The following is a 20,253-nucleotide window of genomic DNA, read 5'->3' as shown; positions in this document are numbered from 1 at the left end:
GGGCGAACCTACCCGTTAGGTATCAGCATCCGGACCGAGCTGATCCATCAGGTCGAGCAAAAGGGGACATAACCCCCAACTTCCCTCTGTTTTCCGCATCTTCATTGACACCCTCTTGGAACACCTACCTAACATGCATGCATAACGGCTACCCGCTCTGGGTGGCGCGCACCCTTCACGCAGAAACAGGTCAACGGGTGATGCTCACAGCCCTCAGCAGCCGCCACTGGTGGCGCGACGCGGTGATCTACCAGGTGTACGTCCGCAGCTTCCTGGACAGCACCGGTGACGGGATCGGCGACCTCGCCGGGGTCCGCGCCGGCCTGCCGTACCTCAGGAAACTCGGCGTCGACGGCATCTGGCTGAGCCCCTTCTACCCGTCACCGCAGCACGACCACGGATACGACGTCGCCGACTATTGCGACGTCGACCCGGTCTTCGGCGACCTCGACGAGTTCGAACGGCTGGTCACCGCCGCGCACCGGCTCGGCATCAAGGTGCTCCTCGACATCGTCCCCAACCACTGCTCCAGCGAGCACGACTGGTTCCGCCAGGCGCTCGCCTCCGGCCCCGGCAGCGAGGCCCGCGCCCGCTTCCACTTCGCCGAGGGCCGCGGCCCGGACGGCGACGTGCCGCCCAACAACTGGCACGCCATGTTCGGCGGGCCGGCCTGGAGCCGGGTCGTGGAGGCGGACGGCACACCCGGCCAGTGGTACCTGCACATGTTCACGCCCGAGCAGCCGGACCTGAACTGGCGCAACCCCGAAGTCGGCGCCCACTTCGAGCACGTCCTGCGGTTCTGGCTGGACCGGGGCGTCGACGGCTTCCGCATCGACGTGGCCGCCGGGCTCTTCAAACACCCCCGGCTGCCGGACTCCCCCGACCCCGAGGCGGACGCCCGCACCCGCGACTCGGTCAACCCGCTCGCCTGGAACCAGCCCGAGGTGCACGACGTGTGGCGCCACTGGCGCGCGGTGTGCGAGGAGTACACCGCCCGTGACGGCCGCGAACGGCTGCTGGTCGGCGAGGTGTCCGTCCCCTCCGCCCGCGAGCACGCCAAGTACGTGCGCGCCGACGAACTGCACCAGGCGTTCTTCTTCGACCTGCTGAGCGCGCCGTGGGACGCCGACGCGTTCCGCAAGGTCATCGACGAGGCGATACGCGACATCGCCGGCACCGGCTCCACCGTCACCTGGGTGCTCAACAACCACGACCAGGTGCGCAGCGTCACCCGGTACGGGGACTCCGGCACCGAGGGCAGCGGCCTGGGCGCCGCCCGGGCGCGGGCCGCCGCGCTGCTGATGCTGGCGCTGCCGGGCGCCGCGTACATCTACCAGGGCGAGGAGCTCGGCCTGCCGGAGGTCGTCGACCTGCCGGACGAGGTGCTCACCGACCCGATCTTCCGGCGCACCGGCAGCCGTGCCCGGATCCGCGACGGCTGCCGGGTGCCGCTGCCCTGGTCGGGCCACGCCTCGCCGTTCGGGTTCTCCACCGGCGCGGAGAGCGCCAAGCCGTGGCTGCCGCAGCCGGGCTGGTTCGCCGAGCACGCCACCGAACGGGCGCTCGCCGACACGCGCTCGTTCTGGCACCTGTACCGCGACGGTCTGCAGCTGCGGCGCGAGCTGCCGCAGCTGGGCGAGGGCACCCTGCGCTGGCTGGAGGCGTCCCCGGGCGTCCTGGCGTTCACACGCGGCGACGGACTCGTCTGCGCCGTCAACTTCGGCACCGCTCCGGTGGCCGCCCCCGTCTCCGGCGCCCCCCTCCTGTCCAGCGGGCCCTGCCCGACGGGCGTCCTGCCCGGGTCCACCGCCGCCTGGTGGATCAGTGACGACCACACCACCCCGAAGGGATCGGAAAGATGATGCGACGACGCACTGCTCTGGCCTGCTGCTCGGTGCTCACCCTCGCGCTCACCGCCACCGCCTGCGGCGGTGACCCGGTGAGCGCGGGCGGCGGGAGCAAGGAGCTCAGCGGGCAGACCCTCAGCGTGGCCGGGGTCTGGTCGGGCGCCGAGCAGAAGAACTTCCAGAAGGTGCTGGACGCCTTCACCGAGAAGACCGGCGCCAGAACCGAGTTCGTGTCGACCGGCGACAACGTCTCCACCGTCGTCGGAAGCAAGATCGAGGGCGGCAACGCCCCGGACGTGGTGATGGTCCCCCAGGTCGGCGTCCTGCAGCAGTTCGCCAAGCAGAACTGGCTCAAGCCCTTGTCCAAGTCGGCGGAGAAGTCCGTCGACACCAACTACGCGCCGGTATGGAAGGACTACGGCTCCGTCGACGGCAAGCTGTACGGGCTGTACTTCAAGGCCGCCCACAAGTCGACCGTCTGGTACAGCCCCGAGGCGTTCGAGCAGGCGGGCGTGAAGCCACCGAAGACGTACGAGGAGATGCTCAGGACCGGCCGGGCGGTCTCCGACTCGGGCCTGCCGGCCTTCGCGGTCGCCGGTGAGGACGGCTGGACGCTCACCGACTGGTTCGAGAACATCTACCTCTCGCAGGCCGGACCGGAGAAGTACGACCGGCTCGCCCGGCACGAGATCAAGTGGACCGACCCGACCGTGGTGAAGGCCCTGACCACCCTCGGCACGCTCTTCTCCGACAAGAGGCTGATCGCCGGCGGCCGGAAGGGCGCGCTCGGCACCGACTTCCCCGGCTCGGTCGAGAAGGTCTTCGGCCCCAAGCCACAGGCCGCAATGGTGTACGAGGGCGACTTCGTCGCCGGCATCGCCAAGGACCAGTTCGGCAGGAAGATCGGCGAGGACGCCCGGTTCTTCCCCTTCCCCGCGGTCGCGGGCGGCAAGGCGCCCGTGGTCAGCGGCGGTGACGCGGCCGTCGTCCTGAAGGACGGCAAGAACCAGAAGGCCGCGATGGAGTTCCTGGAGTTCCTCGCGACGCCGGAGGCGGCCGCCGTCTGGGCGGAGGCGGGCGGCTTCCTGTCGCCGAACAAGAAGCTGGACCTCGCCTCGTACGGGGACGACACGCTGCGCGAGACCGCCAGGTCGCTGATCGACGCGGGCGACGCGGTCCGCTTCGACATGTCGGACCAGGCGCCCGCGGCGTTCGGCGGAACCAAGGGCACGGGCGAGTGGAAGCTCCTCCAGGACTTCCTGCGCGACCCGTCGAAGCCGAGCGCCACGGCAGCCGCGCTGGAGGGCGCGGCGGCCAAGGCGTACCAGGGCTGAGGCGGACGCCGTGACCGTACTCGCCGCTCCCCCCTCGCCTCCGCCGCCCACCGCGGCGAAGCCGCCCGGCGACCGGGTCGGACCCCGGGCGCGGGCCCTGCGCCGCCGGCGGATCATCGCCGTGGCGTTCGTCCTGCCGGCGCTGCTGCTGCTCGGCGCGCTCGTGGTCTACCCGGTGCTGTTCTCGGTCGGACGGAGCTTCTTCGACGCGTCCGGCACCCGGTTCGTCGGGGCCGCGAACTACGCGGAGATGTTCCGCGACCCGGCCACGCTGACCGCCATCCGCAACAGCGCCATCTGGGTGGTCGTGGCGCCGACGCTGCTGACCGGCCTCGGGCTGATCCTCGCCGTGCTGGTGGAGAAGGTCCGCTGGGCCACCGCCTTCAAGCTCCTGCTGTTCATGCCGATGGCGGTGTCCTTCCTGGCCGCGGGCATCATCTTCCGCCTGGCGTACGAGGAGGACCCCGACAAGGGCGTGCTCAACGCGGCCGTGGTGGGCGTGCACGACGTGTTCCAGGAGTCCTCCTCCTACCCGACGGCCCGGGCCCGGGAGGGCCAGGGGCTCGACCGCGCGCCGGACGGGTCGTACTCCACCACCGACGCGGTCTCCCCCGGCCGGACGATCACCCTCGGGTTCGTCGGCGTACCGCCCAAGGAGCTGCCCTCCCGGGCCGAGCCGGCGAACCCGGGGCGGGCGGGGGACCGCGAGCTGCGCGGTGCGGTCCACCTGGACTTCACGCCCGGCGGCGGGGGGCGGCCGGGCGTGGTGGACCAGGCCGAGCGCGGACTGCCGGGCATGACGGTCGAGGCGGTGCGGGACGGGACGACCGTCGCCACCGCCACCACGGCGGCCGACGGCGCGTTCCGGTTCGCGGACCTGGACCCGGGCGCGTACACCGTCCGGCTCCCGGCGGAGAACTTCTCCCCGCCGTACGAGGGTGTCTCCTGGCTCGGTCCCGCGCTCGTCACCCCGGCGATCATCGGCGCGTACCTGTGGATCTGGACGGGCTTCGCCATGGTCCTCATCGGGGCCGGGCTGTCGTCGCTGCCGCGCGACTGCCTGGAGGCGGCCCGGATGGACGGTGCGAGCGAGTGGCAGGTGTTCCGCCGGATCACCGTGCCGCTGCTCGCGCCCGTGCTGACCGTCGTCTTCGTGACGCTGGTGATCAACGTGATGAAGGTCTTCGACCTGATCTACATCATCGCGCCTGGCCCGGTGCAGGAGGACGCCACCGTGCTGGCCACCCAGATGTGGCTGGTGTCCTTCGGCGGCGGCAACAACCAGGGGCTCGGCAGCGCGCTGGGCGTACTGCTCCTGCTGCTGGTGATCCCGGCCATGGTGTTCAACGTCCGCCGCTTCCGCAGGAGTGAGTCATGAGCGCGACCGTCACGGCCCCGAAGCCGGGAGGCCGGCTGCGCCGCTGGCTGGGCAACGGCCTGGTGCAGGCGTTCCTCGCCGTCGTCGGCCTGATCTGGGTCACCCCGGTGGCCGGGCTGTTGCTGTCCTCGCTGCGCTCGGCGCAGGACAGCGCGGCGAGCGGCTGGTGGACGGCGCTGACCGCGCCGGGGCGGCTGTCCCTCGACAACTACACGGCGCTGCTCGGCAACGCGGGCATCACCCGTGCCTTCTGGAACACGGTGCTGATCTCGGTGCCGACGACCGTGCTGGTCGTCGTCCTCGCGGCACTGGCCGGATACGCCTTCGCCTGGCTGGAGTTCCCCGGCCGCGACTGGATCTTCCTCCTCGTGGTGGCCCTGCTGGTGGTCCCCGTCCAGGTGGGCCTGCTCCCGGTGGCGAAGCTCTTCGGCGAGCTGGGCCTGTTCGGCACGATCCCGGGCGTGGTGCTGTTCCACGTCGCGTACGGGCTGCCGTTCGCCGTCTTCCTGCTGCGCAACTACTTCGCCGACATCCCGCGCGAAATGCTGGAGGCGGCCCGCATGGACGGCGGCGGTGAGTGGCGGATCTTCACCCGGCTGGTCCTGCCGGTGGGCCGGCCTGCCATCGCCAGCCTGGCGATCTTCCAGTTCCTGTGGGTGTGGAACGACATGCTGGTGGCGCTGCTCTTCGCCGACAGCTCGTCCCAGCCCCTGACGGTGCAACTCCAGTCGCAGGTGCGCCAGTTCGGCAGCAACATCGATGTCCTGGCTCCTGGTGCCTTCCTGTCCCTGATCGTCCCGGTGGTGGTGTTCTTCGCCTTCCAGCGCCACTTCGTCCAGGGAGTGATGGCGGGATCGGTCAAGTGACGCCCCGTGCGGGGCGCTCCTCCCGGGGCGCCCCGCACGGACGGCGGGGCCAGGAAGGCGCCCCGGCGTCCTCGAGCCGACGACCCGTCAAACACCCGCCGAGGGCGCGCCGCCGGTGATTTCGGACGGCCCATCGAAAACCGAGCAGGGCGTCGACCGCGCCTGCTTCACTTGTCCGTCACGATTACGTCACTAACGGAACCTTGCCCTCACAGCAGGGGGAGGCTGTCGCTACGGTCACACTTTCAACGAACCAGCCTTGGGGATGCCATGTCCTGGAACAAACAGCCTCCGCAGCAGCCGACGCAGCCGCCGTGGGGCCCTCCTCCGGGTGCGCCTGTCGGTGGCCCGAAGTGGGCACGGAAGCGCATCATCATCCCCGCCGCGGTGGTCCTCTTCTTTGTCGGCGTGGGCATCGGCAGCTCCGGCGGCGCCAAGACGACAAGCGCCGGCAGCGCGAAGCCGGCGCCGACGGTGACGAAGACCGTGACGGCCTCGCCTGCGAGCATGCCGGATGCCAGGCCGCCGGCACCCAAGTCGGCGACTCCCGCGCCGACGACCCCCGCGCCGGCGAAGTCCTCGGTCCCGGCGGAGGTCGAGCGGGCGTCCGTGCCCAACGTCGTCGGCATGGTGCTGCAGACCGCTCAGGACACCGCCCAGGCCGAGGGCTTCTACTTCCTGACATCGCACGACAGCACGGGCGCCGATCGCGTACAGGTGCTCGACCGGAATTGGAAGGTCTGTTCTCAGAGCCAGGCGGCGGGCAGGAGCATCCCGACCACCACCACGCTCGACTTCGGCGCCGTGAAACTCGAGGAGAACTGCCCGTAGTGACAGCGGCAGGCCCCCTCCCGCCACCGCCGGGAAGCGAGAGGGGGCCTCGCCGTCCGGCTCGGAGATCCGGATCCGCGGGCGTCACCGGCGGAATCGCTCAGCGGATCGGCATGCCCGAGAGGGTGCGGGCGATGACCAGGCGCTGGATCTCGCTCGTGCCCTCGAAGATCGTGTAGATCGCGGCGTCGCGGTGCATCCGTTCCACCGGGTACTCGCGGGTGAAGCCGTTGCCCCCGAGGATCTGGATCGCCTGGGCCGTGACCTGCTTGGCGACCTCGCTCGCGTACAGCTTCGACATGGAGCCCTCGGCGGAGGTGAACGGCTTGCCCGTGGTCGCCATCCAGGAGGCGCGCCACACGAGCAGGCGGGCCGCGTCGATCCGGGTGCGCATGTCGGCCAGTTGGAAGGCGACGCCCTGGTTGTCGATGATCGGGCGGCCGAACTGGACACGGGTCCTGGCGTAGTCGAGCGCCACTTCGTACGCGGCGCGGGCGGTGCCCACCGCCATCGCGCCGACGGCCGGGCGGGACGCCTCGAAGGTGGCCATGGCGGCGTTCTTCACGCGCTCGCCGTCCTTCCTGGCCTTCTCACGGGCGCGGGCGAGGCGTTCGTCCAGCTTCTCCTTGCCGCCGAGGAGGCAGGAGCCGGGGACGCGCACGTCCTCGAGGACGACCTCGGCGGTGTGGGAGGCGCGGATGCCGTGCTTCTTGAACTTCTGCCCCTGGGAGAGGCCGGGGGTGTTCGGCGGCACGATGAAGGAGGCGTGGCCCTTCGAGCCGAGTTCCGGGTCGACGACGGCGACGACGACGTGGACGTTGGCTATGCCGCCGTTGGTCGCCCAGGTCTTGGTGCCGTTGAGGACCCACTCGTCCTTCGCCTCGTCGTAGACGGCGCGCGTGCGCAGGGAGGCGACGTCCGAGCCGGCGTCGGGCTCGGAGGAGCAGAAGGCGGCGACCTTGACGTCGTCGGCGTCACCGTACATCTGCGGGATCCAGGTGCCGATCTGCTCCTCGGTGCCGTTGGCGAGGACGCCCACCGCCGCCAGGCCCGTACCGACGATGGACAGGGCGATGCCGGCGTCGCCCCAGAACAGCTCCTCCATCGCCATCGGGATGCCGAGGCCGGTGGGGTCGAAGAACTGCTGGGCGTAGAAGTCGAGGGAGTAGATCCCGACCTTGGCCGCCTCCTGGATGATCGGCCAGGGGGTCTCCTCACGCTCGTCCCACTCGGCCGCGGCCGGCCGCATCACGTCCTTGGCGAATCCGTGCAGCCAGTCACGGATCTGCTTCTGGTCGTCGTTGAGATCGAGTGTGAACTCGGCCATGTTCCCTCCCGGCGTGTTACTAGCGGTAACCGCAGTCTGTTACCGGCAAGTAGCCGCTGTCAACCAGAAGCGGCCTCAGGGCGGGGTGTTACGTTGCGCAGGCGTCACGGAATTCGCACGGGCGGGGAGACACGCTATGGAGACCACACACCGGACCGAGCAGCGGCGGGCGGCCGACCAGCGGCGACGTGAACTGCTCGAGGCCGCCGACCGCGTGGTGCTCCGCGACGGGCCCCAGGCGTCGATGAACGCCATCGCCGCGGAGGCGGGCATCACCAAGCCGATCCTGTACCGGCACTTCGGCGACAAGGGCGGCCTGTACCGCGCCCTCGCCAAGCGCCACACGGACGCCCTGCTGGCCGCCCTGCGCGCGGCGCTGGACGCCCCCGCCGACCGGCGCCGGCGGGTGGAGGCCACGCTCGACACGTACCTCGCGGCGATCGAGGCGCGCCCCCAGGTCTACCGGTTCCTGATGCACCCCGCCGAGGACGGCGGGCACACACCGGAGCAGGGCTTCGACGTCGGCCGGCATTCGGCGCCCGTCCTTCGCCGGATGGGCGAGGAGCTGGCCCAGGTCATCGCCGAGCGCGTCGACCTGGGCCCCGGCAGCGAGGTGATGGCCCGGGTGTGGGGCCACGGCATCGTCGGCATGATGCACGCGGCCGGCGACTGGTGGCTGGGCGAACGGCCCTGCTCGCGGGCCGAGTTGGTGCGGGGGCTGGCGGACCTGCTGTGGGGCCGCCTGGAGCAGGTCGACGACCGCGCGGGCGGGCCGGGGTTCTGAACCGGGGGCGCCGCCCCGAACCCCCGCGCCTCAAACGCCGGCGGGGCCGGAGTTTCCGCCCGGCCTGCGCGATCCAACCCGTCCGGCGCTTGCGGACACGCGCGAAGCCCGTACGGACCCGGGGGCTTGCCCCGGTTCGGGAAAGGGGTCCCTCCACGCCGCCGGGCGTACGGGGGTGGGGAGTGGCCCCGCGCAGCGGCCCCCGCGCCGGACCATCGCACCGCGACCGTCAGCGCGTGCGCGCCCACTCCGCCCGGCGCGCCGCCCGGAGGGCGCGGGCGCGGCGCCAGCCCGTGAGGCGGTCCGTGTAGACGCGGCCCTCCACGTGGTCGCACTCGTGCTGGAGGCAGCGGGCGAAGAACCCCGTGCCCTCCACGCGCACCGGGGCGCCGAGAACGTCCACGCCCTCCACCACCGCGCGGTCGAAGCGCTCCGTGCCCGCCTCGATGCCCGGCAGGGACAGGCACCCCTCCGCGCCGCGCACGGTGACCCCGTCGGCCTCCACCAGACGCGGGTTGACGAGGTGGCCGAGGTGCCGGACGTCCTCGTCGTCGGGGCAGTCGTAGACGAACACCCGCAAACCGACGCCGATCTGGTTCGCCGCGAGGCCGACGCCCTGCGCCGCGTACATCGTCGCGAACATGTCCTCGATGAGCCGGGACAGGGACGGGCCGAAGTCGGTGACCGGCTCGCAGGGGGTGTGCAGCGCCGGGTCGCCGAGCAGCTTCATGGCTCGTACCTGGCCGGAACTGCCGGGGATCGGGCGGTTTCGCATGGCGCCCAGCGTACGTTCGGCGTGTCCCGACCGTTTCAGCAGGTGGCGCGGTTCGGGCCCTCGTCCGGATCTCGATAGGCTGAGCCCGGACCCACGCTAGGAGGAACAAGGACGATGGCAGGCAACACGGAGCCGCTGTCGCCGCGAGCCAAGCTGGCCGTGACGGCAGGAAAGGCCGCAGCGGCGGTGTCACGCGCCGCGGGACGCGGCAGCGGATCGGTGATCGGCGGCAAGGTGGCGCTCAAGCTCGACCCCGACCTGCTGGGGCGGCTGGCGCAGCACCTGGACGTCGTCCTGGTGTCGGCGACCAACGGCAAGACGACCACCACACGGCTGATCGCGGAGGCGCTGCGGGCCAGCGGCCCGGTCGTGTCGAACGCGCTCGGCGCGAACATGCCCGCGGGCATCACCTCCGCCCTCGCGGGCGGTTCGGACGCCAAGTACGGCGTGATCGAGGTCGACGAGAAGTACCTCGCCGGCGTCGCGCGCGACGTGGAGCCCAAGGCGATCGCGCTGCTGAACCTCTCGCGCGACCAGCTGGACCGGGCCGCGGAGACGCGCATGCTGGCGGAGAAGTGGCGCGAGGGCCTGTCCGGTACGAAGGCCGTCGTCATCGCCAACGCCGACGACCCGCTCATCGTCTGGGCCGCGTCCTCCTCGGCCAACGTCGTCTGGGTGGCCGCCGGGCAGGAGTGGAAGGACGACGCCTGGTCGTGCCCGGCCTGCGGTGGTGTGATGCAGCGCCCCGGCGACGACTGGTTCTGCGGCGAGTGCGGCTTCCGCCGTCCCGCCCCCAGCTGGGCGCTGAGCGGCGACCACGTGCTGGACCCGCACGGCTCGGCCTGGCCGATCCACCTCCAGCTGCCCGGCCGCGCCAACAAGGCGAACGCCGCCACCTCCGCCGCGGTCGCCGCGGTCTTCGGCGTGCCGCCGCAGGTGGCCCTGGAGCGCATGTACCAGGTGCAGGCGGTGGCCGGCCGGTACGACGTGGTGTCGTTCCTCGGCCGTGAGCTGCGGCTGCTGCTGGCGAAGAACCCGGCGGGCTGGCTCGAGACGTTTTCGCTCATCGACCCGCCGCCCACTCCGGTCATCCTGTCCGTCAACGCCCGTGGCGCGGACGGCACCGACACCTCCTGGCTCTGGGACGTCGACTACACCCGGCTGGCCGGGCACCCGATCTTCGTGATCGGTGACCGCCGGCTGGACCTGGCGGTGCGGCTGGAGGTCGCGGGCCTGGACTTCCGGGTGTGCGACACGGTCGACGAGGCCGTGCAGCTGGCTCCGCCCGGGCGGATCGAGCTCATCGCCAACTACACCGCGTTCCAGGACGTACGCCGCCGGGTCGGCAACTGACCCCGCTTCAAGGCTGAAGGACAAGAGCATGAGCGACAGCAGTCTGCGTCTGGTGTGGGTCTACCCCGACCTGCTCAGCACGTACGGAGACCAGGGCAACGCCCTCGTGGTGGAGCGGCGGGCGCGCCAGCGCGGCCTGGACGTGCAGCGTGTGGACGTACGCAGTGACCAGCCGATCCCGACGTCCGGTGACATCTATCTGATCGGCGGCGGCGAGGACCGGCCGCAGCGGCTCGCGGCCGAGCGGCTGCGCCGCGACGGCGGTCTGAACCGAGCCGCCGAGAACGGCGCGATCATCTTCTCGGTGTGCGCCGGGTACCAGATCCTGGGTCACGAGTTCATCAACGACCTCGGGGAGCGGGAGCCGGGTCTCGGCCTGATCGACGTGATCTCGACGCGGGGCGAGGGCGACCGCTGCGTCGGTGACGTGCTGGCGGACATCGACCCGCGGCTGGGCCTGCCCCAGCTGACCGGGTTCGAGAACCACCAGGGCATCACCCACCTCGGTCCGACCGCCCGCCCGTTCGCCCGCACCGTCTTCGGTAACGGCAACGGCACCGGGGACGGCACCGAGGGCGCGTACAACGACACCGTTTTCGGGACGTACATGCACGGACCGGTCATGGCGCGCAATCCACAGATCGCGGACCTGCTGCTGAAGCTGGCCCTCGATGTGAACGCGCTGCCGCCGACCGACGACCGGTGGTACGAGGCGCTGCGCGCCGAGCGGATCGCGGCGGCCTCGCAGCCGTCCTGACCCTCCTGACGCCCCGCCCGTCCACACGTTTTGTCTGTTCGTATGAAGACCGTCCAGTAGTCGGACGGCCGGTTCGGCCCCGCCACCTCCCGCCGGTAGGGTGGCGGGGATCCAACCGGACGACGTGGTCCGGGAGTCGGCCCACGTTGCAAAGGTATTTCGGGCTATGCGCATTGGTGTGCTCACCTCCGGCGGCGACTGCCCCGGTCTGAACGCCGTCATCCGTTCCGTCGTGCACCGCGCCGTCGTCGACCACGGCGACGAGGTCATCGGTTTCCACGACGGGTGGAAGGGCCTGCTGGAGTGCGACTACCGCAAGCTGGACCTGGACGCGGTGGCCGGCATCCTGGCCCGCGGCGGCACGATCCTCGGCTCCTCCCGGGTCCAGCCGGCGCACCTCGTCGACGGTGTCGAGCGCGCCAGGGGACACGTCGCCGAGCTCGGTCTCGACGCGATCATCCCGATCGGCGGCGAGGGCACCCTCAAGGCGGCCAACCTGCTCTCCGCGGCGGGGCTGCCGATCGTCGGGGTCCCGAAGACCATCGACAACGACATCGCCTCGACCGACGTCACCTTCGGCTTCGACACGGCCGTCGGGGTCGCCACGGAGGCACTGGACCGGCTGAAGACCACCGCCGAGTCGCACCAGCGGGTGCTGATCGTCGAGGTCATGGGCCGCCACACCGGCTGGATCGCGCTGCACTCCGGCATGGCGGCCGGCGCCCACGCCATCGTCGTCCCCGAGCGGCCCTTCGACATCGACGAGCTGACCGCTCGCGTCGGGGCGCGCTTCGAGGCGGGCAAGAAGTTCGCGATCGTCGTGGTCGCGGAGGGTGCCAAGCCGCGCGAGGGCACGATGCGGTTCAACGAGGGCGAAAAGGACATCTACGGCCACGAGCGGTTCGCGGGCGTGGCACAGCAGCTGGCCGGCGAGCTGGAGCGGCGGCTCGGCAAGGAGGCCCGGGCGGTGATCCTCGGGCACGTCCAGCGGGGCGGCACGCCGACCGCGTACGACCGCGTCCTGGCGACCCGCTTCGGCTGGCACGCGGTGGAGGCGGCGCACCGGGGCGAGTTCGGCATGCTGACCGCGCTGCGCGGCACGGACATCGTGATGGTGCCGCTGGCGCAGGCCGTGGAGACGCTGAAGACGGTCCCGTCGGAGCGGTACGACGAGGCCGAGACCGTCCTCTGATGTCCGCTTCGTACGGAACACCCGCCCCCGGTCGCAGACGCGGCCGGGGGCGGCTCTAGTCTGGACCGGCAAGCGGACAACCCAGCACGAATCAGGAGCCGGCGGATGGATCACAGCGGGCACGGCATGACGATGGACCTGCCGCCGTTCACGCTGGAGCGGGGGCTCGCGTTCTCCCCGGACACCTTCTTCCTCGTCGGCTGCCTGCTCGCGCTCGGCCTGTACGGGTGGGGCGTCGTGCGGCTGCGGCGGCGCGGGGACGCCTGGCCGGCCGGCCGCACGGTGTTCTTCACGGTGGGTGTCCTGAGCGTCGCTCTGGTGATGTGCACCAGGCTGAACGACTACGGCATGGTCATGTTCAGCGTGCACATGGTGCAGCACATGGTCATCAGCATGCTGTCGCCGATCCTGCTGCTGCTCGGCGCGCCGGTGACGCTGGCGTTGCGCGCCCTGCCGGTCGCCTCGCGACGGGGTGACAAGGGGCCGCGCGAGCTGCTGCTGGCGCTGCTGCACAGTCGCTACATGCGGATCGTGACGCACCCGGTGTTCACGATCCCGCTCTTCATCGCGAGCCTGTACGCGCTGTACTTCACGCCGCTCTTCGACTTCCTGATGGGCTCCAAGCCGGGCCACATCGCGATGATGGTGCACTTCCTCGCGGTCGGGCTGGTCTTCTTCTGGCCGATCATGGGCGTGGACCCGGGGCCGCACCGGCCCGGGTACGTGATGCGGATGCTGGAGCTGTTCGCGGGCATGCCGTTCCACGCCTTCTTCGGCATCGCGCTGATGATGGCGACGGAGCCCATGGTCACGACGTACGCGAACCCTCCGGCCTCACTCGGCATCGACGCCCTGGCCGACCAGAACGCGGCGGGCGGCATCGCCTGGGCGTTCAGCGAGATCCCGTCCGTACTCGTGCTGATCGCGCTGGTGTACCAGTGGTACCGCTCCGAGCAGCGCCATGCGGTCCGCAAGGACCGGGCGGCCGACCGGGACGGCGACAAGGAGCTGGAGGCGTACAACGCCTACTTGGCATCGCTCCAGGCGCGGGCGAAGTAGCGAGCGGGAGCGCACGGGCGGCGGTGGCGATGGCGGCGCGGTGCCGGGTGGTCGGCGCCGGGCGGTGGCGCCGGGGCCGCCCGGGGGGCGACCATGGTCCTACGGCCGGACGGCCCCGCGGCCGCGGCCGGGGAGGAGGGCGCGTGTCCAGTTCCACGAAGACGATGGGTGTGCTCACTGTCGGTGCGCTGGTACTGACGACGGCGTACACGGTGGCGCTCGGCAGCAACGGCTGGCTCTGGTTCGGCTGGGTGGTGCTCGGCCTGCTGACGCTCGGCATGATCGCGACACGCGACTCCTGACGGGCGGGCGCCGCGGGCAGGCCGTGGCAGGCGGGTGCGAGCGGTCGGGTCCGGAGCACCACCGCGGGCGGTCGATGTAAGCAGTCACCTGCGGGTGGTCGGTGCGAGTGACCATCTGCGGGCGGCCCGCGCGAGCCATCACGTGCGGGCGGTCCGCGCGAGCGGGCGGTCGGCGCGAGTGACCGCCCGCGGGTGGCCGGTGACCGGTCCGGGACCGGTCTCTACTTGGCAGCGGCCCGGCTCTCCGCCACGGACCGGGCGCCGCGCCGCGCGGTGGCTGCCACGCCCAGCACCAGCCCCGCGCCGAGGACGATGAGCCCACGGACCCACACGTCCGCCTCGATCCGGGTGGCCAGCAGGACGCAGGAGGCGGCGCCCAGCACGGGCAGCACGGTCGGTGCCCGGAAGTGGCCCTGTTCGCCCGGGTCACGGCGCAGCACCAGCGCGGCGGTGTTGACCATGAAGAACACCACCAGGAGCAGCAGGACCAGCGTGGACGCGAGGGTGGCGACGCTTCCGGTCAGCGCGAGCAGGATCGACAGCGTGGTCGTGGCCGCGATCGCGACCCACGGGGTGCGGCGCCCGGGCAGCACCCTGGTGAGCACGGAGGGCAGCAGTCCGTCGCGGGCCATGCCGTACGTGAGGCGCGAGGACATGATCCCGGTGAGCAGCGCGCCGTTGGCGACGGCCACCAGGGCGATGGCGCTGAACAGCCAGACCGGCACACCGCCAGCCGCCCGGACCACTTCGAGGAGCGGCCCGCTGGACTTGGCGAGCGTGCTCGTCGGTACGGCGGCGGAGGCCGCGATGCCGACGAGGACGTACACGCCGCCGGCCGTGGCGAGCGCGCCGAACAGGGCGCGTGGGTAGGAGCGCCGGGGGTCCCGGGTCTCCTCGGCGACGTTGACGGAGGTCTCGAACCCGACGAACGAGTAGTACGCCAGCACCGCGCCGCTCAGGACGGCCGCCGCGGCACCCTGGTCGGCCGTCCCGAGCTGCGTGAGCCGGGCGGGGTCGCCCTCTCCCCGCAGCAGGAGCCAGGCCCCGAGGACGACGATGATCGCCAGGCCGGCGACCTCGATGAGGGTGGCGACGACGTTCGCGCGCGTCGACTCGCGGATGCCGCGCGCGTTCACCAGGGCCAGTGCCACCAGGAACAGTACGGCGACCAGGCCGACGGGGACCGTGACGAACTCCGACAGGTAGTCGCCGGCGAAGCCACGGGCGAGCGCGGCGACCGAGACGACCCCGGCGGCGAGCATGCAGAACCCGGCCAGGAACCCGGCGAAGGGCCCATAGGCGCGGGTCACGTAGTGAGAGGCCCCGCCGGCTCTCGGGTATTTCGTGGCGAGCTCGGCGTACGACGCCGCCGTGAGCAACGCCAGGGCCAGCGCCACGGTGAGCGGCACCCATACGGCCCCGCCCGAGTTGGCGGCGATCTGCCCGATGAGGACGTACACCCCGGCTCCGAGGACGTCCCCGAGGATGAAGAAGTAGAGCAGGCGCGTCGTGAGGGTGCGCTTGAGCGGCTGATCGTTGCTGGTCGACATGGTGATCCGCCTTCCCGCCCCGCCGGACGCCACGCGTGACCTTGGTCCCGGCCCACCCGGGCACCCCGGTCCCCCGCCGACGCCGGGCAGGGGGCTCCGCGTGGGACGAGGACCGACACCCCCCGGGCACCGCCGGGGCGCGGGCGCCGGGGGGGTCGGTGGGGTCGCCCGCGCTCCGGGCGAGGGCGGAAGGGTGGGGGCGGAAGGGTGGGGTGGGGCGCCCGGGGCGGGTCAGCGGCGCATCGGTCCCCAGGGGCGGCGCTGGTTCGCGACCTCGCGTTCGGCTTCCTCGATCACGGCGTTGTCGATCCAGCTGACCGGTTCGATGTCGCGGAGCAGCGGCTCGTTGTCCGGGCCGCGGGCGACCTCACGACCGCGCAGGGTCCAGGGTCGTACGTCGCCGTCCCGCTCCTGTCGCAGGTGGCAGTAGTCGTACAGCCGGCGGGCGACCCACAGGCGGACGGGGCGGTCGCCCCACCACGTCTCGAGCTGGAGCGGGTTCGCGGACACACCGGGCAAGGTGATGCCGGTGAGGTGGTCCGTGCTGTGCGCGTCCCTCACGTCGTCGGCGGGGCTCGCGGACCAGCGGACGTACAGCCGGCCGTGCTGTTCCACCAGGTCACCGAGGTCCTGCAGGCTGCTCACCGTCGGCAGCTCGGTCACTGCGTCGGGGACCGCCGTCCGGTCGGCGGTGTCCGTGCCCTCCATGGCCTCCATCAGCTCACGCTCCTTGTCGTACGGGACGACCGCCGCGTACCCCTTCGAGGACCGGTGATTCCACCGATGCCCATGTGGCGGACGCGCCGGGACAGTGGCACCGCCAGCGAACACGGCGGCCGGCCCCGACCCCCAGGACGTCAGTCCGGGCCGCCCCGCCGCGACCGAGAGGACGACTCAGTCGTGAAGCGACACACCCTGGCGGCGCTCATCGCCGCCGCCTGCCTTGGCATGACCATGACTCCCCACTCCGCGCAGGCCGCCGCGGAGAACCCCTACGAGCGAGGCCCGGCCCCGACCACCGCCAGCATCGAAGCGGCACGCGGCCCCTACGCGGTCTCCGAGACGTCCGTCTCGTCGCTCGGCGTGACCGGCTTCGGCGGCGGGACGATCTACTACCCGACCACCACCAGCGACGGCACGTTCGGCGCCATCGCGATCTCCCCCGGGTACACCGGAACGCAGTCCTCCATCGCCTGGTACGGCCCCCGGCTGGCCTCCCAGGGCTTCGTGGTCTTCACCATCGACACCAACACCACCCTCGACCAGCCCGACAGCCGGGGACGCCAGCTGCTCGCCGCGCTCGACTACCTCACGCAGCGCAGCAGCGTGCGCGGCCGGATCGACAGCACCAGACTGGGCGTGATGGGCCACTCCATGGGCGGCGGCGGCTCCCTGGAGGCGGCCAAGAGCCGGCCGTCACTCCAGGCGGCGATCCCGCTCACCGGCTGGAACACCGACAAGACCTGGCCGGAGCTGCGGACCCCGACCCTGCTCATCGGGGCCGACGGCGACTCGATCGCGCCGGTCGCCTCGCACTCGGAGCCCTTCTACCAGAGCCTGCCGAGCACGCTCGACAAGGCGTACCTGGAGCTGAACAACGCCGACCACTTCACCCCGAACATCTCCAACACCACCATCGCGAAGTACAGCATTTCCTGGCTCAAGCGGTTCATCGACAATGACACCCGCTACGAGCAGTTCCTCTGCCCGCTGCCCCGCCCGAGCGCGACCATCGAGGAGTACCGGGGCAACTGCCCGCACACCTCCTGACCGTGTGGGCACCTCCTGAGGTGTGAGACGGTGCTGCGGCACAGAGTTCGGCCGGCGGTGTTGGGCGTGTGCCCAACACCGCTTCCGCCGCTGTTTACGCGGAAGTAACATGATCGGAGTGACCGGGATACACGGCCGGAGCGCTGAACTCGAAGCCGTCGCAGCCCTCTTCGACGGGCTGCGATCCGGCCACGGGGGCGTACTGCTCATCGCCGCCGAACCGGGACTGGGCCGCACCGCGCTGCTCCGCAGGGCCGCCACCGACGCCGGCGCCGACCGGGCGCTGTACACCAGGGCCGCGCGCGCGGAACGCGACGACCTTCCGTACAGCGGCCTTTACGCGTTGCTCAGCGCCGCGGGCGCCGATTGCCCCGTGGGCGCCGCCGGGGGCGTGGAGCCGGGCGGGTGGCTCTCGCTGCTGCGCGGGCGGGCCGCCACGGGCCCGCTGCTCGTGTGCGTCGACGACGCGCATTTGTGGGACGCCCGGTCCCGCGCCGCGCTCGGCTTCGCGGCACGGCGCGCGGAGTCGCTGCGCACCCTCGGCCTGCTGCTGTCCGTGGCCGGACACCGCGCGCAGGACCCGGACTTCGCGGGCCTGCCCGTCGTCCGTCTCGGCCCTCTCCCCGACCGGGCCGCGAGCGCCCTGGTGGACGAGCTCACCGGCGGCGGCGCCGACCCCGCCGTACGGGAGGAGCTGCTGTACGAGGCGGAGGGCAACCCGGCCCTGATCGAGGCGCTCGTCGGCCGCCTGACGCCGGCGCAGCTCGCCGGGCACGCCCCACTGCCCCGGCCGCTCGCCGACAGCGGGGCCCTGCTGCGGACGTTCGGCTGCCGATTGGAGGGACTGCCGCCGGACACCCGGCTGATGCTGCTCCTGGCAGCCGCCGCGCAGGAACTCTCGCCCGGCACCGGGGCCGCGGGCGCGGACACCACGGTCGTGCTGCGCGCCGCGCGGGCCGCCGGGATCGCGCCCGGCGCGCTGGACGCGGCCGAGGCCGCGGGTGTGGCGCGCGCGACCGGGGACGCCGGGCAGACCATCCGCTTCGAAAGCCCGCTGCTGCGGCGGACGGTCCTCAGCGGGGCCGCGCTGTCGCGGCGGCGCGCCGCGCACGCGCTGCTCGCCTCGGTGCTCACCGAGGAACGTCACCGGTTTTCCCGGCTGCTGCACCGGGCGTTCGCCGCCGAAGGGCCCGATCCCCGGCTCGCCGCCGACCTGGCCGCCGCGGCCGGGACGGGGACACCACCGGGTGCCACGCCCCTGGAGCGGTCCGTGGCGCTCGCCCGGGCCGCGGAGCTCACCACCGACACCGACGCCAGGGCGAGCCGGTGGACGTCCGCCGCTGAGCTCGCCGGGGCGGCCGGCCGGCCGCGCCGGGCCCGGCACCTGCTCACCGCCGCCCGGCGCACGGCGCAGGCCGCCGGAACAGTGACCAGGACCGGGGCCGGGACCGGGACGCGGGCGGTGCCCGGTCGGGCCGAACTCGTGGACGGCACGCTCACCCTCTACGACGGCCCGGCAGCCGACGCCCACGCCGTGCTGCGGGTGGCGACCGCCCTGCTGGAGCCGTACGACCCGGAACGCGCCCTCGCCGCCCGGCTCGGCGCCATGGACGCGGCCTGGGCCATGGGCGACATCGCGGCCTGCCTGTCCGCGCTCGCCGGGGACGGCGCAGGCGGCGGGGGCGGCGGGGGCGGCGGGCCGTCGTTGCCCCGACTGCCGGGCGAGCACGCGATGTCCCACCTCTACCGGACGGGCCTGCACACCGCCCTGAGCGGGCGCCTCGCCGAGGCGCGCGAACCCCTGCGGCAGCTGCTCGACCTGGGTGCGGGCGACGACGACCCGACGCGGCTGCTGCACGCCGGGGGCGCCGCGCTGGTCCTCGGCGACATCCGGGCCGCGTGCCACACCAACGCCCTGGCCCTGGCGCTCGCCCGGACGCGCGGCCTGACCACCGTGGTGCCACGGGCGCTGGAGCGTCTGGCGTACGCCGAGTTGCGGGCCGGGCGGCACGCCCGGGCCCGGGTGCACGCACAGGAAGGGCTGCGCGCCGCGCACCGGTCCGGGCTGCGCAACGTCGTCGCACACCAGCACGCCGTCCTCGCGCTGGTCGCGTCCGTGGAGGGGGACGCCGGGGCGGTGGCCGGGCATGCCGGGCAGGCCATGGCGGTGGCCCGCCCCCACGGTCTCGTCCAGGCCTCGACCCTGGCCGAATGGGCGACGGCCCGGGCGGACCTGGGGCGCGGCCGGGCGTACGAGGCCGTGGCCCGGCTCGGCCCCCTGGTGCGGCCGGGACCCCGCTGCGGGCACTTCGCGGTGCGCATGCTCGCCGTACCGTGCTTCGTCGAGGCGGCCGTGCTCGCCGGAGAGGGCGACGACGCGCGTGCGGCGGCCGAGGAGTTCGCGCTCTGGGCGGCCCAGGGCGCCGACCCGCAGGCGCCCGCGCAACTGGCGCGCTGCCGTGCCCTGCTCGCCGCGCCGGAGCAGGCCGACGCGCTCTACGCCGAGGCGCTGGAGCGGCACGACGAAGCGGGGGGCGACTTCGAACGGGCCCGAACCCTGCTCCAGTACGGCAAGTGGCTGCGGCGCCGGCGCCGTCCGCGTGAGGCGCGGGGCCGGCTCAGGGACGCCCTCGTCGCCTTCGAACGCTCGGGGGCCGGTCCGTGGGCGGAGCAGACGCGGGCCGAGCTGCGGGCGACCGGGGACACGACCGGGGGCGCGTCCGGCGAGGGGCTGCGTACCCCGCGCGAACGGGTGGCCGCGCTCCCCCTGCTGACGCCCCAGCAGCTACGGATCGCGCGCTGCGTCGCGGAAGGAGCCACCAACCGCGAGGTGGCGATGCGGCTGTCGATCAGCCCGCGCACCGTCGACCACCATTTGCGCAACGTCTTCGTGGCGTTGCAGGTCCGTTCCCGGGTCGAGCTGTCCCGGCTGATGGACCGTGTCGAGAGCGACCACGTCCACCGGGACGGTGCCGAACGGAACGGCGTCGAGCGGGACGGCATCGCCATGGGTGACTGAGTGGGGCGCGAGTGGCTGGAACGCTCCGCGGGGGCGCACACACGCGCACGGCCGCACGGGGGGCGCTCGAACTTCCGTACCGTGCGCCCCGCGCGCCCCACTCGGAGGT

Annotated in this window: 17 protein-coding genes; 13 read left to right on the top strand and 4 right to left on the bottom strand. The window is 72.5% G+C overall.

Going from position 1 to position 20,253, the window contains the following annotated elements:
* The first annotated feature begins 200 nt into the window (after positions 1 to 200).
* The 5 genes from ABZZ38_RS14970 (at position 201) to ABZZ38_RS14950 (ending at position 6,256) form a co-directional block, all read left to right on the top strand.
* Positions 201 to 1,862: a glycoside hydrolase family 13 protein gene (locus ABZZ38_RS14970; RefSeq protein ID WP_356739531.1), complete on the top strand. Its 1,662-nt coding sequence runs from the start codon at positions 201 to 203 to the stop codon at positions 1,860 to 1,862.
* The gene (locus ABZZ38_RS14965; protein ID WP_356739529.1) at positions 1,859 to 3,181 is read left to right on the top strand and encodes an ABC transporter substrate-binding protein; all 1,323 of its coding nucleotides are present in this window, start codon (positions 1,859 to 1,861) and stop codon (positions 3,179 to 3,181) included. The genes ABZZ38_RS14970 and ABZZ38_RS14965 overlap by 4 nt, the downstream gene beginning before the upstream one ends.
* Positions 3,182 to 3,191: 10 nt before the next feature.
* A complete protein-coding gene (locus ABZZ38_RS14960; RefSeq protein ID WP_356739527.1) occupies positions 3,192 to 4,559 on the top strand; it encodes a sugar ABC transporter permease in 1,368 nt (455 codons plus the stop codon).
* Positions 4,556 to 5,425 carry a carbohydrate ABC transporter permease gene (locus tag ABZZ38_RS14955; protein ID WP_356739525.1) on the top strand — a complete coding sequence of 290 codons (870 nt, stop codon included), beginning with the start codon at positions 4,556 to 4,558 and terminating at the stop codon, positions 5,423 to 5,425. The genes ABZZ38_RS14960 and ABZZ38_RS14955 overlap by 4 nt, the downstream gene beginning before the upstream one ends.
* A 270-nt stretch (positions 5,426 to 5,695) precedes the next feature.
* Positions 5,696 to 6,256, top strand: a complete 561-nt coding sequence (locus ABZZ38_RS14950) for a hypothetical protein (RefSeq protein ID WP_356739523.1) — start codon at positions 5,696 to 5,698, stop codon at positions 6,254 to 6,256.
* Positions 6,257 to 6,356: 100 nt separating this feature from the next.
* Here the strand turns inward: ABZZ38_RS14950 and ABZZ38_RS14945 are convergent, their stop codons facing one another.
* Complete coding sequence (locus tag ABZZ38_RS14945; protein WP_356739521.1) at positions 6,357 to 7,583, bottom strand: acyl-CoA dehydrogenase family protein; 1,227 nt, start codon at positions 7,581 to 7,583, stop codon at positions 6,357 to 6,359.
* Positions 7,584 to 7,719: 136 nt separating this feature from the next.
* Between ABZZ38_RS14945 and ABZZ38_RS14940 the strand changes: the two genes are divergently transcribed.
* Complete coding sequence (locus tag ABZZ38_RS14940; RefSeq protein ID WP_356739519.1) at positions 7,720 to 8,367, top strand: TetR family transcriptional regulator; 648 nt, start codon at positions 7,720 to 7,722, stop codon at positions 8,365 to 8,367.
* Between the two features lie 229 nt (positions 8,368 to 8,596).
* Here ABZZ38_RS14940 and def read toward each other — a convergent pair whose 3' ends face one another.
* Positions 8,597 to 9,142, bottom strand: a complete 546-nt coding sequence (gene def, locus ABZZ38_RS14935) for a peptide deformylase (protein WP_356739517.1) — start codon at positions 9,140 to 9,142, stop codon at positions 8,597 to 8,599.
* 114 nt (positions 9,143 to 9,256) lie between these two features.
* Between def and ABZZ38_RS14930 the strand changes: the two genes are divergently transcribed.
* From ABZZ38_RS14930 to ABZZ38_RS14910, 5 genes are all read left to right on the top strand, one after another.
* Complete coding sequence (locus ABZZ38_RS14930) at positions 9,257 to 10,495, top strand: MurT ligase domain-containing protein (protein WP_356739515.1); 1,239 nt, start codon at positions 9,257 to 9,259, stop codon at positions 10,493 to 10,495.
* A gap of 28 nt (positions 10,496 to 10,523) precedes the next feature.
* A complete protein-coding gene (locus ABZZ38_RS14925; RefSeq protein WP_356739513.1) occupies positions 10,524 to 11,252 on the top strand; it encodes a glutamine amidotransferase in 729 nt (242 codons plus the stop codon).
* A 166-nt stretch (positions 11,253 to 11,418) separates the two neighbouring features.
* Positions 11,419 to 12,444, top strand: a complete 1,026-nt coding sequence (locus ABZZ38_RS14920) for a 6-phosphofructokinase (RefSeq protein WP_356739511.1) — start codon at positions 11,419 to 11,421, stop codon at positions 12,442 to 12,444.
* Between the two features lie 105 nt (positions 12,445 to 12,549).
* The gene (locus tag ABZZ38_RS14915; RefSeq protein ID WP_356739509.1) at positions 12,550 to 13,503 is read left to right on the top strand and encodes a cytochrome c oxidase assembly protein; all 954 of its coding nucleotides are present in this window, start codon (positions 12,550 to 12,552) and stop codon (positions 13,501 to 13,503) included.
* Positions 13,504 to 13,646: 143 nt separating this feature from the next.
* On the top strand, positions 13,647 to 13,805 hold the full coding sequence (locus tag ABZZ38_RS14910; protein ID WP_356739663.1) for a hypothetical protein: 159 nt from the start codon (positions 13,647 to 13,649) through the stop codon (positions 13,803 to 13,805).
* A gap of 221 nt (positions 13,806 to 14,026) precedes the next feature.
* Here the strand turns inward: ABZZ38_RS14910 and ABZZ38_RS14905 are convergent, their stop codons facing one another.
* Both ABZZ38_RS14905 and ABZZ38_RS14900 read right to left on the bottom strand, forming a co-directional pair.
* Complete coding sequence (locus ABZZ38_RS14905) at positions 14,027 to 15,355, bottom strand: APC family permease (RefSeq protein ID WP_356739507.1); 1,329 nt, start codon at positions 15,353 to 15,355, stop codon at positions 14,027 to 14,029.
* 231 nt (positions 15,356 to 15,586) lie between these two features.
* On the bottom strand, positions 15,587 to 16,063 hold the full coding sequence (locus ABZZ38_RS14900; RefSeq protein ID WP_356739649.1) for a DUF6098 family protein: 477 nt from the start codon (positions 16,061 to 16,063) through the stop codon (positions 15,587 to 15,589).
* 240 nt (positions 16,064 to 16,303) lie between these two features.
* Between ABZZ38_RS14900 and ABZZ38_RS14895 the strand changes: the two genes are divergently transcribed.
* Positions 16,304 to 17,125: an alpha/beta hydrolase gene (locus ABZZ38_RS14895; RefSeq protein ID WP_356739647.1), complete on the top strand. Its 822-nt coding sequence runs from the start codon at positions 16,304 to 16,306 to the stop codon at positions 17,123 to 17,125.
* A 118-nt stretch (positions 17,126 to 17,243) separates the two neighbouring features.
* Positions 17,244 to 20,144 carry a LuxR C-terminal-related transcriptional regulator gene (locus ABZZ38_RS14890; RefSeq protein WP_356739505.1) on the top strand — a complete coding sequence of 967 codons (2,901 nt, stop codon included), beginning with the start codon at positions 17,244 to 17,246 and terminating at the stop codon, positions 20,142 to 20,144.
* Positions 20,145 to 20,253: the final 109 nt, after the last annotated feature.

The sequence above is a fragment of the Streptomyces sp. NPDC006368 genome, from assembly GCF_040612535.1.
Taxonomy (GTDB): domain Bacteria; phylum Actinomycetota; class Actinomycetes; order Streptomycetales; family Streptomycetaceae; genus Streptomyces.
Note: the sequence above shows the minus strand (reverse complement) of the source record. Positions and strands in the feature narration are given on the sequence as shown.